Annotated in this window: 13 protein-coding genes; 2 read left to right on the top strand and 11 right to left on the bottom strand. The window is 51.4% G+C overall.

All coding sequences use genetic code 11. From position 1 onward, the window contains the following. Window positions 1–8: 8 nt before the first annotated feature. From AC286M_RS22275 to AC286M_RS22265, 3 genes are all read right to left on the bottom strand, one after another. Entirely contained in the window at window positions 9–926 is a 918-nt protein-coding gene (locus AC286M_RS22275; RefSeq protein ID WP_488206477.1) for a metal ABC transporter solute-binding protein, Zn/Mn family, read from the bottom strand. Window positions 927–950: 24 nt separating this feature from the next. Then, window positions 951–1619, bottom strand: a complete 669-nt coding sequence (locus tag AC286M_RS22270; protein WP_488206476.1) for a DUF6629 family protein — start codon at window positions 1617–1619, stop codon at window positions 951–953. A gap of 520 nt (window positions 1620–2139) precedes the next feature. Then, complete coding sequence (locus tag AC286M_RS22265; RefSeq protein WP_488206475.1) at window positions 2140–2682, bottom strand: GNAT family N-acetyltransferase; 543 nt, start codon at window positions 2680–2682, stop codon at window positions 2140–2142. Between the two features lie 28 nt (window positions 2683–2710). Here AC286M_RS22265 and AC286M_RS22260 point away from each other — a divergent pair, with 28 nt between their 5' ends. Beyond that, window positions 2711–2890: a hypothetical protein gene (locus AC286M_RS22260; RefSeq protein WP_488206474.1), complete on the top strand. Its 180-nt coding sequence runs from the start codon at window positions 2711–2713 to the stop codon at window positions 2888–2890. Next, window positions 2890–3735, top strand: a complete 846-nt coding sequence (locus AC286M_RS22255; protein WP_488206473.1) for a 1-acyl-sn-glycerol-3-phosphate acyltransferase — start codon at window positions 2890–2892, stop codon at window positions 3733–3735. Before AC286M_RS22260 ends, AC286M_RS22255 begins: the two co-directional genes overlap by 1 nt. 390 nt (window positions 3736–4125) lie before the next feature. Here AC286M_RS22255 and AC286M_RS22250 read toward each other — a convergent pair whose 3' ends face one another. From AC286M_RS22250 to AC286M_RS22215, 8 genes are all read right to left on the bottom strand, one after another. Further along, a complete protein-coding gene (locus tag AC286M_RS22250) occupies window positions 4126–6030 on the bottom strand; it encodes an ATP-binding cassette domain-containing protein (protein WP_488206472.1) in 1905 nt (634 codons plus the stop codon). A gap of 159 nt (window positions 6031–6189) precedes the next feature. Then, window positions 6190–6564, bottom strand: coding sequence for a DUF1636 family protein (locus AC286M_RS22245; protein ID WP_488206471.1), 375 nt, complete (start codon window positions 6562–6564; stop codon window positions 6190–6192). Between the two features lie 4 nt (window positions 6565–6568). Further along, window positions 6569–7555 (bottom strand): iron-siderophore ABC transporter substrate-binding protein, encoded by a 987-nt coding sequence (locus tag AC286M_RS22240; RefSeq protein WP_488206470.1) that lies wholly within the window; start codon window positions 7553–7555, stop codon window positions 6569–6571. 56 nt (window positions 7556–7611) lie between these two features. Continuing rightward, window positions 7612–10101, bottom strand: coding sequence for a TonB-dependent siderophore receptor (locus AC286M_RS22235; RefSeq protein WP_488206469.1), 2490 nt, complete (start codon window positions 10099–10101; stop codon window positions 7612–7614). A gap of 262 nt (window positions 10102–10363) precedes the next feature. After that, complete coding sequence (locus tag AC286M_RS22230) at window positions 10364–11326, bottom strand: helix-turn-helix transcriptional regulator (RefSeq protein ID WP_488206468.1); 963 nt, start codon at window positions 11324–11326, stop codon at window positions 10364–10366. A 160-nt stretch (window positions 11327–11486) separates the two neighbouring features. After that, on the bottom strand, window positions 11487–12443 hold the full coding sequence (locus AC286M_RS22225) for an ABC transporter substrate-binding protein (protein ID WP_488206467.1): 957 nt from the start codon (window positions 12441–12443) through the stop codon (window positions 11487–11489). Window positions 12444–12461: 18 nt separating this feature from the next. Beyond that, window positions 12462–15062, bottom strand: a complete 2601-nt coding sequence (locus AC286M_RS22220) for a TonB-dependent receptor domain-containing protein (RefSeq protein WP_488206466.1) — start codon at window positions 15060–15062, stop codon at window positions 12462–12464. A 214-nt stretch (window positions 15063–15276) separates the two neighbouring features. Further along, entirely contained in the window at window positions 15277–16272 is a 996-nt protein-coding gene (locus tag AC286M_RS22215) for a helix-turn-helix transcriptional regulator (RefSeq protein WP_488206465.1), read from the bottom strand. Window positions 16273–16330: the final 58 nt, after the last annotated feature.

The following is a 16330-nucleotide window of genomic DNA, read 5'->3' as shown; positions in this document are numbered from 1 at the left end:
AGTCAGAGCTAGAGCGCGTTTGCGAAGGTCGCAGCCACCTGTTGCAGGTTGTTGAACCAATCGTAGGCAAGGGGGTCAATCAGCAGCACCTCGCCGCCAATTTCCTGCGCAATTGTGGTCGCATCTCGCTGGCTGAACTGGGGCGACGCAAAAATGACTTTAATTTGATGCTGTTGGGCAAACCGCACCAGGTCAGCGAGTTCTGCTGCACTCGGTTCCTGCCCGCCCACTTCAATGGCCAACATCTGTAGATCATAGTCCCGCGCAAAGTATCCCCAGGCCGGATGAAAGACAAGAAACTGTCGGTTGGTGACACCCTCTAACGTTTGGTGAATGTCAGCATCCAGCCGATCGATATCTTGGAGAAAATCATCCAAATTGGCCTCAAATTGGCTCGCCTGATCCGGGTCGAGTTGGCTCAGGGTATCGGCAATGGTTTCAGCCTGCACCTTAACCAGTCGGGGCGACAGCCAGACGTGCGGATCAACCTGTCCTTCAAGGTTTTGCGGAACCGCTGTCTCTGTCCCATGCGCGTCCAGACCAGCGGGCAACGGCCAGCGTTCGATCCCTGCGGTGGTGTCCACAACCTGCATCTGAGAATTGGCTGCCAGAAACCGATCCAGCCAGGCATCTTCAAAATCGACCCGAATTCGCAGATAAACATCAGCCTGACTGATGGCTTTAAGCTGGTCGGGCTTTGGCTCATAGGTATGCGGTTCTACCCCAGCAGGCACCATCGTTTCGACCGTGACGGCGTCGCCTCCAATCCGATCAACAAAGTAAGCTTGGGGCGGAATACTGACCACAATGCGGAGAGGGCTACAGTCGGCGGAATCCGTTGGCGTTGAGCGACAGCTCACAACCAAGAGAGTGCCCAGCAGCAACGCTAAACTAATCAGACGCATACGAGAGTAGACGATTCTCATAACCCAGCCCTCATGATCTATGCCTTATGACTGCTCTGACCAAGTCGGAGTCGCTTTCAAGATCACATGCATGATATAAAGCGATAAAAGTGCCGCGAAGAAGCACCATACCGAGACAAAAGCATAGTTAAACAACAGCAAGCTAATCAAAGCGAATAAGGTGATTAGAATGCCCCAAATTCTAATCTCCAGTCGGGACGACATCAACAATGGCACCAGAATAGTAGAGGCATACAGTAGGCGAGATAGCAACATAGGCACAGCATCACCAACAAACTGGGCTTGATATTCAATCGACCGATGAACCACCGCTACCGACAGCCAATTGGCATTAATTAATAGCGGTAGATACAGCACGGCTCCATACAAAATTCCGACCACCATGCAGAATCTACATAGAGCTTCAATCGTTGGGTCATCTTCAAGACGCAACGCTATAAAGGACGGCCAAATCAGCCAAAAGCAGTGTGAAAAGAATAAAAAAGCCAGTGCGCCCAACCGCATGAGTTCTGGAGCATTAGAATTGATGCCTAGCCAGACCATTCCCTCAAATCCTTGCTGTAGCCCAAAAGCCAAAGGAGCAAAAGCTAGAGGCCAATAGGCTTCATTAGAAGCGGTCGCTTTAAGGCAGTACAGTCCGGCGGGAATTAGCACGGCACTCGCCGCAAAGCTGACAGACGCAGAAAAACACATCGCGCACTCCCCTTAAACCACAGCAAGTCAGTACTGGCGAACCCGTTCTCAGCCCAACAGAATCCCTATCATCAGGAATTTAGTGATGATTAAAAGCCGCTTTAATTATTGTCATTGAGGTGGTAGTGTAGATAGCCTTTTTAGTCGCAGAGGTGATGCAATACAAAAAATACCACCTATTACAAACTTCTGAAAACTGCCTCAAATTTGAGCAATTAGAATTGAGTAATCAATAGACTTAGATTATCGTTATCAAAATCTAAACTTGAAATTTGTCCGGAGACTTTTCAAATTTTGACCTTAATTTAGCATAAGACAATAACGATAAACTGGCTATAATTATTAAACGAAACAGTAATAATCGTTAAAAATCTAGTCGCATTGATCCAAGGCTGGTCTTCCTCACGCTTTCTTTACACTTGAAATAGATACTAGCTATATATCCCTCTACTTGCGGCGTAACATTACTAATCTGTCCGGGGAGAGCAAACTAAGTGTAATCACAGTTCTACCTCTGCCCTCAAGAGAGACAGAAGCCAGTGATCGTAATACTGGCCATCTTGATAACATCTTGATAAAAATAGTCCCGCAACAAACCTTCTGGCTGAAAGTTGAACTTCTTGAGTAATTTCAGAGAAGCCGTATTTTCGGGATAGACCAGCGCTTCAACGCGATTGAGTTCCATACGTGTAAAGCCATGCTTAAGCATGGCAGTCAAGGCTTCGCGCATATAGCCCTGACCCCGTGCTGAGGGTGTTAAATCGTAGCCAATTTCAGCCCGATGGTTGCGCCGATTCCACTTGTGAAATCCACAGGTGCCAATCGGTTTACCGTTTATTTTGTCGATCAGCACCCAGCGGGTGTATGTGTCGTCTGTGGGATGCACAAAGAAATCGACAATTGCCTGGGCCTGCTCTAAAGAATGAATAGGTGCTTCATCTAGCAAAAATTGATTGACTTCAGGATTTGCAAAATGGCGGTAGATGAACTCAACATCATCGACATGGAGGGTGCGGAGATGCAGCCGAGGTGTATCGAGCGGCGGAAATAGGATGTTGCTCATGATGCTCTAATTACAGGAAGAATGATAGGTGCTGGTGCTGTTTTGTGGTGGGATGGCATTTGGGTATGTGAATCAGCCCATCGGGATTGGAAGTGCGATCGCACTTTGCCTGCTGCTAGCCTGGATCTATTGTCACTGCGAGGTAGAGAATCAGTGTCAGCCCTTAAAAGCTTGGGCAAAGCAGACGTTCCTGGACAAGCATAACTGATGAATACAAGTAACTCTTCCAAACAAGCTCTAGACGGACTATCACTCGATGATCGAGATCCGCAATTTATCGAATCATCATTAATGCCAATTTGGACATGGTTCTACCATCATTATTTTCAGGTGACGAGTGATGGCTGGCAGCACGTTCCACCATCCGGCAAAGTCTTAGTTGTCGGTTCCCACAATGGCGGACTGGTGGCACCGGACATGTACATGGCGATATATGACTGGTTTCGCCACTTTGGTACCGAGCGACTTGCCTATGCGCTGGCGCATCCTTATCTGTGGCAACTAGCACCTTTTCTGGCTAATGCCGTATCTAAGTGTGGTGCAGTGCAGGCCAGCAGTGCTGAACTAGCGATCGCAGCTTTACAACGAGATGCTGCCGTTTTGGTTTATCCCGGTGGGCTAAAGGATCTATTTCGCCCCTATCAAAAGCGCGATCGCATTTGCTTTGCAGGACATAAAGGCTTTATCAAGCTAGCGCTGCATCAAGAGGCCCCTATCGTACCGCTGGTGTCTAAAGGGGCACACGATACGTTGATTGTGTTAGCCGATATTTACGAGCAGGTACGTCAGCTCCATGACTTGGGGATGCCGTGGCCGTTTGGTATTGATCCGGAAGTCTTCCCAATTTACTTGGGCTTACCCTGGGGCATTGGCCTTGGCCCGTTACCCAATATTCCGTGGCCAAAGTCGATGCACATTCGCTTTGGAGCGCCAATTACCTTTGAGCACTATGGTGAGGAGGCTAGCCATGACAAAGACTACGTGCATCGCTGCTATGAGCAGGCCCGCAGCCAGATGCAGAAAGAGCTGGATCAGTTAATGGCAGAGGCTTAATCAAGCATAAAGCGCGATTATCGAACCAAAATCTTAGGATTTTAGATTGATAAAGTTGCTTTGATTCAAATAGAAAGCCATCTGGAACCAGTAGATACCTTCGAAGTCGCGACCTCAATCGCGTATCCAGATTTAATTTCGCAACCGCCACAGATTGGCCGGATGCTGATCTATAGCGGTAATTCCTACCCGATAACAACTAGATCAATAACGAATCGCTACTTTATCCCAATGCGATGGGGCTACCTGCGATCGCAAATCAAAACCTCACTGGCACTCAAACAGCTGTAGTCATATTTGGCTTTGACCAAGGATTAGACAGACAATTCAACGAAAAAACGGATCTACAGCGACTGATTTTACAAATCCCTCGCCTAGAAACGTCATAATTTATCCCGATTCTAGTAGCAGTACCTGATCGGCTAGTTTCAGAACAGAAGGTCGGTGGGAAACGATGAGGCAGGTGGGTAGATGAGTAGATGGGGGGACAGGTAGGGAATTGGATGTTTTTTTAGAATCTTCGACGCTCTCACTCTCCCACTCTCTCGTTCTTCTACTTTCAAACAGCCGCTGCCATAGTCGCTGTTCGGTTTCGACATCCAGTGCGCTAGATAGGTCATCGAACACCAGTAGTTGCGGTTGACGTAGCAGCATACGAGCGGCGGCAACTCGCTGCTTTTGCCCACCGGAAAGGCGGAAGCCACGGGTTCCAATTAGAGTTTCTAAACCGTTAGGTAAAGCTGCTAGATCTTGGTCAAAAACGGCAGTAGCAATTGCTTGTGTTAGGTGATCGGACGTGACAGTGGCATCTAATCCCAATAGCAGGTTATCCAGCAGCGAGGCACTAAAGAGCTGGGGGATTTGTGCGGTGTAAGCTGTGCGCGGAGGTACGAAGAAATTGGCTGGGTCGTGAACCTGTTTTCCATTCCAGAAAATCGAGCCGGATTGTTTGGGCAACAGACCCAGCAGTACCCGTAACAGTGTTGTTTTACCCGCACCAACCCGCCCAGTAATGACTACTAAACTGCCGGATTTGAGCGTAAAGCTGATATCAGTGATGCCGCGATCGCAGTTGGGATAGCGGTACGTTAGTCCTTCAACTCGCAGTTCTTGGAAGGGTTCTAGGGTTGGTGGAGGGGGTGGTTTGGGCAAGGATGGTTGAGCGCCGAAAAGCGGTTGGAGGTAGAGAGGGTGGGGATGGGTGAGTGGATGGGTGGATGGGTGGGAGGGTAGGTGGGTAGGAGAGTTGTTGGGTAGGTGTTGGGTATTGGGTTCTACCGGAAACCTAGCACCCTTACCCTCTCCCACTCTCCCACTCTCCTCTGCTCCAATCAGTTCCGTCATCCGCTCGAACGACACCTCACTCTGCTTGATCGATGCCAGGAATCCGCCGAAAAATGCCAGGAAGTTCGTGACGAAGGATAGATAGTAAACGAACAGGGCGAAGTCGCCAACGGTTAGCTGGCCTTGAGCGCCAAGGCTTTGGGAGGCAAGCAGCAGGATAAGACCTGTACCTAGGCTGACGATATTTTCAAAGCCGGAGTTGAGAATGGCGCTAAAAACCTGATCGCGTACCACTAGATGGCGTCTGCGATCGCACCTTTTTTCGAGTTCGTCCAGCATTTGGGCTTCGGCTCCGGCTACCTTGACGGCTTGGACAGCCGTTAATAGTTCGCCAATCAGGCCCGTTACCCGCTGGGTGGCTTGCCGACTGGCGCGACGGTAGCGCTTGAGGCGATGTTCAGCTTGATGGGCTAAAGCTGCGATCGCGCAGAGGGGGAGAAACACCAGCAGCGTCATCGCTGGGCTGACGCTGAGCAGCAATGCAACTGAACCGATGGCAAAGACCGCAGATGCAAAGATCTCATTCGTCCCAACCACGGTATCTTCAATTTGAAAGGCATCATCGCGAAAATAACTGAGAATTTCGCCAGGAGACACTTTTTTCCCTGTAGCTCCGCCTGCAGCAAGCTCGGCACCCGGACGTTTCAGCAGTTCATGCATCAGGTTATGCCGAATCAGACCGCTCATCAAAAAACGGTGCTGGGTTTTGGTAATGCGTCCGGTGAAAATGGCAACGACTCGTGCTAATCCGGTCGCGAGTAGCAAACTGATCCAGATCCACGGTGACTCGCTCGCGTTGGCTTGGTCAGTCAAACTGTTGAAAAATTCGCGAATCAAAATGCCTGGAACCGCTGGCAGCCCTAGAATAAACAGCCATAGCAGCGTATCAACCCAGTACAATCGCTGGGCATAGCGAATCATTTGCCAGATGAGTTGCTGGATAGGGGGCATGGGCAAAAGAGTAGATGGGAGAATGGATTGGACGCCTCTACTCTGTCACTCTCGTACACCAAAAAGGAGCCCTAAACGGATTTTTTTGACCGCTCAACGGAGATTTTGCCTGCAGGGCTTCGGTCGTTCAGGCTATTCTCATTACCTATACTGCTTGTCTTAAGGCGCTGGTGGAATTCGAGCAATCCGACAAGGGCGCAGTTTTACAGGCAGCTTGTAGGCAGGCACCATGCCGTCTTCGCTGTCCAGGTAGAGTTCGCTAGCGGTGAGCAGATCAGCGGCACAGGTCGCAGGATCTAGATCGCCAAAGAGAAAAGTGGGTTTGCCAGTGCCGACATATGCGATCGCACATGGCCGTTCACAAATACACAAACAGGTGGTTGTTTCGATTGCCAGCTCATCTTTGCGAGGCCACTGTTCATGCAGCTCCTTGAGCTGATGGAGCAAGCGCATACCGTCCGTCTCTTGAGTTGAGTCTTCTTGCTCGTTGCTTGCACCGCAGGCTTCGCAGACAACCAGAACATGGTTTGCCATCGGATTAACCCTCCTCTACAAGGTACTTGAACAGATCATCCAACACCGCATTGGCCGCGATCGGGCCACTGCCAATCCAGTAGCTTGGCACCTGGTAAACTCGGCCCTGCTGGACTGCCTTGAGCTGCTGCCAGAGCGGATCGTCCTGTAATGCCTGCAAATTTTTCTGAGCCGTCTCTGCTGCTTCGACTGTATTTTCGCCCGTCCAAAGGAAGATCACATCGCCATCGGCCTGTTCCAGCAGTTCACGGCTGATGCTGGTTTGAATCGAATTACCAAAGCGGGCATTGGCCTCCTCTGCGCCAATATCTTGGGCTGGTGGACGGGACAACCCTGCATCCTGCAACACCGTGCCAACAAAGGAATCGCGCAGATAGAGACTAATCGTATCGGCATAAATGCGCACAACAGACACCTGGAGGTCATTCAGGCGATCGCCCATTTGTGCCTTAAACTCGGCTGTGCGAGCAGCGTAAGCGGCCATCGTTTGTTCGGCTGCCGCCGATTGGCCCAGGTTTGTCGCCACGGTTTGGAAGACCTCTTTCCACTGGCCACTGTGCTCAAATCCAAACAGCAGCGTCGGTGCAATCTGCTCTAGCTGGGGATAAATTTGCTGATAAAAATCCAACCCAATAATCAAATTTGGTTTTAGATCAAGCACTTTCTCCAGGTTAGGTTCCCCAGTGGTACCAATATCTGCCGCTTCGGTCTGTAGAGGCTCTAGGGGACTTTGAAAGTCGGAGCGTACCGTGGCTATGGGTTCGAGGCCCGCTGCGATCGCATATTCAAACGTCACCCCATCCAGCGTCACCAACCGCTGAATTTCATTCGGCACACAAGCCGTTCCCGCCACATGCTCAACAACCGTGCAGTCGCTTACATCTACCGACACCGCCGTTTGTTGCGGCCTCTGACAACCCACCACCAACCCCAGCGTCAAAACGACTAACGCAACGTAAAAACCCCATTGTTTAATTACTCGTAAGTTCAACGTTTTAGCCTCTCACTCCTCACTCCTCACTCCTCACTCCTCACTCCTCACGCTTTCTAAAACTCCACCGCCACCTTTGCCGTCACCGTAAACGGAGCACCCGGATTGGCAAACAAGAATTCATCTGACGATGTGAAGTATTCAATATCGAAGATGTTTTCAAAGTTCACTTGGGCACGCCAGTTGTCCCGCTCATAGAACAACGCGGCATCGGTGCGGAAGTAGCTCGGCAAGGTGAAGCTATCCTCTAATGTGCCAGGGCGATCGCTGAGGTAAAAGAAACCGAGGCCAAATCCTAAACCTTCTAGATCGCCGTCTTGAATTTCATAAGTTGTCCACAGGCTGAACTGATTGTCGGGTACATTCGCCAGTTGATTGCCTTCAATATCCGAGGTGTCCTGGCTGACATAGGCATCGAGTAGCGTGTAGGCAGTCGTAATGTTCCAACCGGGCAGGATTTCACCTCCCAAGTTCAGTTCCAGGCCGCGACTGGTGACTTCCCCAGTCTGAATCGACAAGAGCGGATTGTTGGGATCTTGAACGACGACGTTCTGCTTGCGAATATCGAAGGCGGCAAAGGTCAAGCTGAGCTGATCCGTCAAATCGGCTTTGATACCGACTTCATACTGCCGCCCCGTTTCCGGATCAAAGACTGAGCCGTCACCGTTGCGACTCGCGCCGAAGCTGGGTTCAAAGGATTCAGTGTAGGAGGCATACAGCGAAATCGGTTCAACGGGTTGAAAGACGACGCCAACGCGGGGTGAAAGGGCACTGTCAACTTGAGAAAACTCCTCGCGGGCTTCACCCACGTTCTGCGTCGTGCGGAACTGATCGACGGAATCGTAGCGCAGTCCGGCCAGAACTTTCAGGCTGGGCGAAAACTCAATTTGGTCTTGGATATAAATGCCAATGGTGTTGATGATGTCATCTCGGAAGAACTCCGGCTCAATCGCGAAGGGAACCCCTGTGTAGACCGGATCGAAGATATTAATTGACGGGTAGTCGTTACTGAACTGAAACTCTGGCTGTTCTAGCGTATTGCGATATTCAATGCCTGCTAAAACCTGATGCTGAATCGATCCGGTATTGAATCGACCGACTGCCTCTACATTGGTAAAGAAGCGCTGATATGAACCACCTGCATAATATTCAAAACGATCGACAATGCCCGTTACCGGATCAAAGTCAGCGTAGAAGGGAACGTAGCGCTCTGGGCTGTACTGTAAATATTGCAGCGCATGGCGCAGTTCCAGAGCCTCATTTACATCATGGTTGAGCCGATAGCCGATGCTGAACTGGTCTTGAGAAAACTCACTAAAGTCTTCGTTGATAAACCGACTGCGTGGCACATCCACCGGGCCATCTGGTGTGAAGGGAATGCCATCGTCAATCGTCTCGCTGTTGTAGGCGTACTGCCCGTAGATGTTGAGACTTGTGTTCGGGCCGATGTCCCATGCGATCGCAGGTGAAATAAATAAGCCTTCACCATCGACAAAATCCCGGAAGCTGCCGAAGTTTTCATAGCTCAGATTGAGCCGATACCGAACAGCCTGATCATCGGTCAGCGGCCCCGTCAGATCGATATCTCCCCGATAGGTGCTGTAGTTGCCCACCGTCGCTGCAACTTCATAGCGAGGCACACTCAAGGGCTGTTCAGACACTAGATTGATAATGCCGCCCGGATCGCCTTGGCCAAACAGGACAGATGCTGGCCCCTTTAAAATCTCGATCCGCTCAGCATCATTCGTATCCAAGGGCGCGAGAGAAAACGTTTCAATCCCGTCGCGAAATACACCTTCCTCAACCGGAAAGCCTCGAATCAAGAAGCCGGGGCCAAATACGCTCGTGCCTCGTCCGCCCCGCGAAACTACACCACCAGCGGTTTCCAGTGCATCACCTAGCTCCAGCGCATTTCGATCTTCAATCACGGCTTCTGGAATCACCTGAATCGACTGGGGAATGTCGCGCAGTGGCGTATCGGTACCCGTTGCCGTTGAAGCCGCAGACGGGTCGTAGTCTTCGTCATCTTCACCCGTCACCGCAATTCGCAGTAAATCGTCTTCTCCCTGGGCCTGGGCCACTACTGGCTCAATCGCCAATGTTGCTGTCGTTTCTGTGGTGTCAACTTGCGCTACGGGGACGCCCTCTGAACCAGTAATGGCAATCCGTACCGAGTTGCCATCCAGCTCTGTGAGCGAAATGAAGGCAATCCCGTCTACTGGACTGGCCACCTCAGCCGTTGCAGCATCCGGCAAAGCCAGTACAGCATCGGTAAATTCAAGAATCAGAGCGTTCCCAGTCGTAGAGGTGACGGGTTCTGTCAACGTGCCGTTTGTCTCCAGGACGAGCCGCACTCCAGCTGCGCCTGTTTCCACTTGAATATCCGTAATCTCGACCAGCGCTTGGGCCAGATTTAGATCGCTAGCCTGCATGCTAACGGATCGATCTGTAGCCGACAGTAGAGGGATTTCAGCCCTCACCAAACCAGCCGGAACAGCCGCTAAAATACTCGCCAAGCAAATCAGTCGTCGTAATTGAATAAGCATCACACCACACATTTCCACTTGAGCAACCGATTCTTAAACCGATGCCGATTTCATCTAATTAAGAACACTTCTCAAGAAGATACTGGATTAGGTGACCCATTCCTACTGTTAACGATCAGTAGACGGAGTTTTTGCGATCGCAACCCGGAGTTTTGGAGGAGGGTGGATGGGTAGGAGGGTGGATGGGTAGATGAGTAGATGGGTAACAAGGCCGCAGCACCCCTGCGCTCCTACTCTCCCACTCATTCACCCATCCACCCCTCTACGCCCTCTTCTGACGCAAATAAATCCCCGGATTCACCCCGTACTTACGGCGAAAAGCAGCGGCAAAATGGCCTCGATTCGCGAAGCCAACGGCATGAGCAGCCTGGGTGACGTTAACGTCTCCTGACTCTAACAATTGGCGCGATCGCTCCATGCGTCGCTCGTGCAGATAGCCAAAAACGGTTGTGCCAAAGACTTGGTGGAAACCAACTTTTAGCTTGTGATCATTAATGCCAGTGGCTCGCGCAAGTTCAATCAAGGAGGGCGGATTCAGCAACCGCTGGCGCAGGATTTGGCTGGCGTAGTGAATCCGCTCCACATCATCAGATCGCAAAACTTTTGGCGCAGATGCGGCACTAGCAGAGGTCTGCAACTCGTTGATCAGCAAGGCCATTAGCTCCCAGACCTTACTTTCTAAATAGAGCTGTTGGGTCAGCCCCTGAAACGGACAGCTCAGAATCTGCTGCACCGTCATCTGCATGGCTGCTGTGGGTGTTCCAGAACCCTGATAGTATTCTTCATTTTGCGATCGCAGCAGAGGCTGTACGGCTTGAGGTAATTCCCTATCGCCACCGAGCCAATTCTGAAACTGCTCGGGTTCGATATGAACATTGACGCGGGTAATGTGCTGTTTACCAGGAACACGCCAGGATTCGCCCGGTGCCAGACCGCTGCCGTACAAGCTATAGCGCTGCTCGCTTTTGCCCGCTGTCTGAATTTGCTCAAAGGTGTATTCCAAAGGATGACTGCGATCGCAATGATGCACAACTACATCATCTTTCAGACAAGCCTCTTCAATTGCTAGCTCTAATCCTTCCCGCAGCGACAGTTCACGGCAAAATCCTTGCCCCAAGGCGGAGGGAAATGGGCAGATCAAGTCTGAGTCATCTCCGTCTAGACAATCAGACGCAGACTCCCGCAATAAATTCCAGTAATCCGCTTGGGATAAGGTAATCGTCATGATTGAGTCAAGTGTGGGCTACATCAAAACCTGCAAAGCCATCCCTGTAAAACTTGTGAGTCTTGATTATCTTGACTATAGATAGTTAGCTCACTCATTCAAAGTAAAAGGATTGCTTTTAGCCGCGGCCTCAAGATTGTACGTCAATTAGGAGATATTCTCAATTGATAGGCTGAACGGCGTTAAGGCGAGTCATGATGGCATTGAGCAGGTGGTTGAGCGAGCGTGTACCAGTCGTCAGCCCACCCACTTCGGCATCGGGAAGTTCGTAGACTCGCCCCTGCTGCACCGCTCGCAGCTTGCTCCAGACCGGATCTTGAGTCAGCGAGTCAAGACCCTGGGGGCGATCCACCAGCACAAACACCACTTCTGGGTTCACCTGGAGAATAATTTCGGTGGAAAACACCGCCCAGTTGATGGCGCTAGGGTTGCGATCGCCCAGCGACCAGGGGTAATCCACTAGTTCAACCAGGGTAGCCCCCACCAACGATTCGCGGGTGGCAACGTAGAACGTATCCTGGATGCCGTTAGTGACTAGAACGGTTTGATCGGGGCGCGCTTGGGTCTGGTAGTCAGCCAAGCGATCTTGGAAGGCCTGGATAGCGGTTTCCGCAGTTTCGGAGCGATTGGTTAATTGCCCCAACTGACGCAGATTAGAGATGGCCTGCTCAACGGTATTCACCTCCAACAGCACCAGCGGCGCAATCGGCGCGAGGGTTTCTCGCAGGCCATCTATCTGGCCCCGATAGCCAATCACCACATCGGGTTGCAGGGCCAGTAACCGCTCCAGGTTAGGCTCTGGGCCACCGACAACAGCGATCTGATTGGCGGCCTCGCCAAAGTAAATCGGGCTTTTGGCCCAGTCTGCTAGGCGGGGATGCCCCACCGCCAGCGGTACTATCCCCAACTCGGCCAGAATATCAATACAGCTCAGATGCAGGCAGACGATCCGCTCTGCCGCACGGGGGAGCGTGACGGCAGTGCCCGATGCATCGGTCAGCGTAATGGCTGTGCCCGATGCTGGCTCTGGTGCATTTGTTGTCTGGGTAGATCGACAGGCGGTGAGCAGGAGCAGGCTGACCAACGGCAGCCATGTGTACCAACGAGAGACTGTCATGATGGTGCTTAAAACGGCTTAAAACTGCATGCTGTAGCCAATCCGAAACCTGCGCCCAGCCCCAGCGGTATTTGAGGGTTCGAAAAAGCCACTTAAAAATTGAGACTGCACCGGAAAATACTGGTTATTGAACAGGTTTTGGATACCCACCTGGAGTGTGCCAGAACCAAGATCAGCCTGACTGATCAGATCAACGACAAAGTAGTCATTGATGCCAATGGCATCAACACCAGCATCAAAAGCGCGATCGCGATTGCCGGAATAAAGCGCTTGAATCCGATTCCGCCAGCCCGGTAGGGTTTCATTTTCCAAATAAGCCGTGAGCTTTAGGGGCTGAATATTAAACGTAGAGATGGGCTGGAAGCTGCCGTCATTATCCTCATCGGTGTCCCCTTCGACCCAGCCCAAGGTACCTCCTAGACTCCAGGTGTTGGCCAGTTGCCAATCTACAGTGGCTTCAACTCCATAGATCCGCTGGGGGGCACGCACCAATTGGGAGACACCCCCCACAAAGGTGTAGTCTTCTCCCAACTCAGAGGTATTGTAAAAGGCTGCCAGGGATGCTTGCACCGTAGGCCAACCACCCCGCAGACCCATTTCGTAATTGTTCACCTTGACGGGTTCAGTGAGTTGCAGGCCATCGCTAACGCTGAAGTTAGCTGGTGGATTACGCAATATGCCGCCAAAAGAGGGAACTGAGAAACCCTGGGCAAAGCTGACAAAAGCGGTGAGTTCGGGGGTGAGGCTGTAGCTGGTGCCGATGTTGAATACGGTGGCGTCGAAATTTTGGTTTCCTCCGGCAATGGCATCGCCAAAGAACGTGATGTAATCATCTACCCGCAGACCAATGCGCTCATGGCGTAGGCCACCGCTCAAACGCCAGCGATCGCTGACATCCCACTGCAATTGAGCAAAGAGACCCAACTGGGACAGGTCATAGGGAGGAACAAAGGTGCGCTCTCCTACTTTTAGTAGGGTATTGCGGCTGTCGAAGGCCACGGGGTCAAAAATCTCAAACGGTGCCCGATTGTTTTCATCCACGTAGTCTAAACCCCACAGCAGTTGCGCTGCCCCCTCATTCCAGAGGGGAGTTTCTACCTGTACCTGGGTGCCCCACTTGTCGCCCATAGCTCGTTGGCGACCAATGACATCGAAAAAGCCACCTCGAAAGTCGCTAAAACCAACGATGGAGGTATAGTCGCGATAGTAAAGATTGCCCTGAAGACGACTGCCCCAAAGATCATCGTGGCGATAACTAAGACCCACTAACAAACTTTCATCACCTGCCAGATCGGTGCCCTCGGTGGCCACATCGACTAATCGGGTACGAGCCTTTTGAATACCGGGTTCCTGCTGCACCGCTGGGTCAGACAAAAACGCGGTATTTTGCCGAGCATCGTAGTAGCTAAGGGTCAGCCGCAACTCTTGGTCTGGAGCAAAGCGGTAGCCAAACGCTCCCAAAAACGCGTAAGACTCAGCATCAATCACTCCGCCACCGCTGGTTTCTGGAATGCGATCGCCCTCAGCATCAAACGCAGCCCCCGTCTCTTGTCGCCGTAAAGACGCCACATAGTCCACTGCACCAGTGTTGCCAGCAACCCCAAGCTGGAGGCCGTAACCAAAGCTATCGCTCAGATTGGTAAAGTCGCCTTCAACATCCGCCGCCACAGTAGTCAGCAACGGGATATCTGCCGGAGACCGGGTAATGAAGTTGATCACCCCACCCGTCGCCTGACTCCCATAAACAGCCGTTGGCCCCCGCACGATCTCCACCCGTTCCACGACGCTGGGATCAAGGGTGCGTAATTCCCTGACCAGACCATAGTTAGAGGTTAGCGGCAATCCATTCAGCAAAATACTGGTCTCACGCCCCCGCAGGTTTTGTACAATCGAGCGAGGGTTGGCTACGCTAGTCGGTGGCCCAAACCCCGGTACCAAGTTGCCCAAAATATTGCGAAAGTCAGAGGTCAGAGCCGACTGCTGCTCAATGTCTTCGCGGGTAATCACGGTCACCGATCGCGGTACATTTTGAAGCTCTTCTGCTGTTCGCGTCGCAGTTACCACCACCTGAATTGCATCTGAACCTGAATCGGTAGCTGTTTCGACTCCCGGCTCCACGCTCAGTACTAAATTTCCCGCTTCTGTTCTGACTTGAGCCTGCGGTGGCGCATTGGTTCCCGTGATCGAGACTCTAACGCTACCATCTAGCATATTCACCACACTTAGCAGCGCAATTCCTTCAGCGGGGCCGAACTGCTCAAACGACTCGCCCTCCGGTAAATCTAGGGCCGCATTGGGAATCTGGGCAGTCAGCGCATTTCCAACCGTCTGAATACTGGGAACAGGCAGTTCGCCCCCTGCGGTTTCCAATACGATTTGCACGCCCGTTTCAGTTTCGTCCACCCGTATGCCCGTAATCGTCACCTGGGACTGTGCAATTTGAGTCATCCAGCCTTCCACCGTGGTAGCAGGCTGTTCAAACTCAGATAGCAGCGTTGAAGCAGCAGAAATGTTGGTGACACCTTCTGCACCTATTGCGATGTCCTGCGTCGCCTCAATCTGCGCGTCTGCGATCTCCCGTTCTGATTCTTCGGTGGCCCAACTCGGTGAACTACTCAAAAGCAAAAATCCTGCTAGGCATACCACTAGACTGCTAGAGCACTGCTGACGACTGAACCGATGCTGCCTTGCCAATATATTCATTACACCTTTCTCCACACACCTCTTGAGACGAACAGCACCTGAATATTACTAGGAACTGTTCTCAAGAAGATACCGAAAGGAAGGCAGGCATGGAAGGGCATTTTCGCTCACATCCGGATCGTTTTGCGCCCTAGCCGGATTTTGTGCTCAAACAGTAGGCTTTAGGGTTAATGCCAAACTGCTTGCGGAAAGCGGCAGCAAATCGGCTTTGATTCGCATAGCCCACAGATTGCGCCACTTCCTTGACGTTCATCCGCTGCTCTCCGAGCAACTGACGGGCTGTTTCCATCCGATGCTGATGCAGATAGCCAAACACCGTGGTACCAAATACCTGACGAAATCCAGCTTTGAGCTTGTAATCATTGAGGCTCACCTGTCGAGCCAATTCCATGAGCGACGGTGGATGATCGAGATTGGCTGTGAGAATGGTCTTAGCACGGTGAATCCGTTCAATATCATCGGGCCTTAGCGAATAGGATGGGCCTGTGTGTTTGTCTAGTTCTTTTAACTGCTCTAATTTCAGCGCAATTAGTTCTAAGCACTTACTCTCCAGATAGATCTGTTTCGTTTTGCCTTGAAATGGACAATGAAAGATTTGTTCCAGGGGCAACCGCATCGCAGGTGTAATCGTGTTGATCTCACTCAGCCAGTGTCCGTCACGGTTTCTCAGGCACCGACGAATCTCGGCTGGCAATTCTCTCAGCGTATCCGCAATGAACTGACTGAGCGCATTTGGCGATTCTAAATGAATATCAACCTTGAGGATGGGAGCGTTGGCATAGGTAACCTCTACCCATTCATCTGGAACGTCATAGCGACCCCAAGCAATAAAGTTTTCTCCCGTACTTTTGCCAGATCGATTGCCCGATAGATGAAACCCGATTTCACCCATTGAGAAAGCTCCGTCTTGTGCTGTCTCAAGCAAATGCACGTCTTCATGGAACTGATAGTGATACAGTGTGAGATCGATGCCACACCACTGTATCGACTGAATATAACCCTGTCCTAATTGCTCAGGCACCATCCATTGAGTTTCAAAAAAGCCTGAATGGGCTGACAGTTCAGGAGCTGGATTGGACTCCTGCCACAGTTGCTCGTAATCTTCCCGTGAAATAGTAATTGCCACAGTGTTTGCGATCGCACCTACAATAAAGCCTTACATGAAACCTGTATAGCTTTCAGTT

The organism is Thainema salinarum CENA647 (assembly GCF_057732415.1).
The sequence above is the reverse complement of the archived record's forward strand: the minus strand, read 5'-3'. Positions and strand labels throughout refer to the sequence as shown.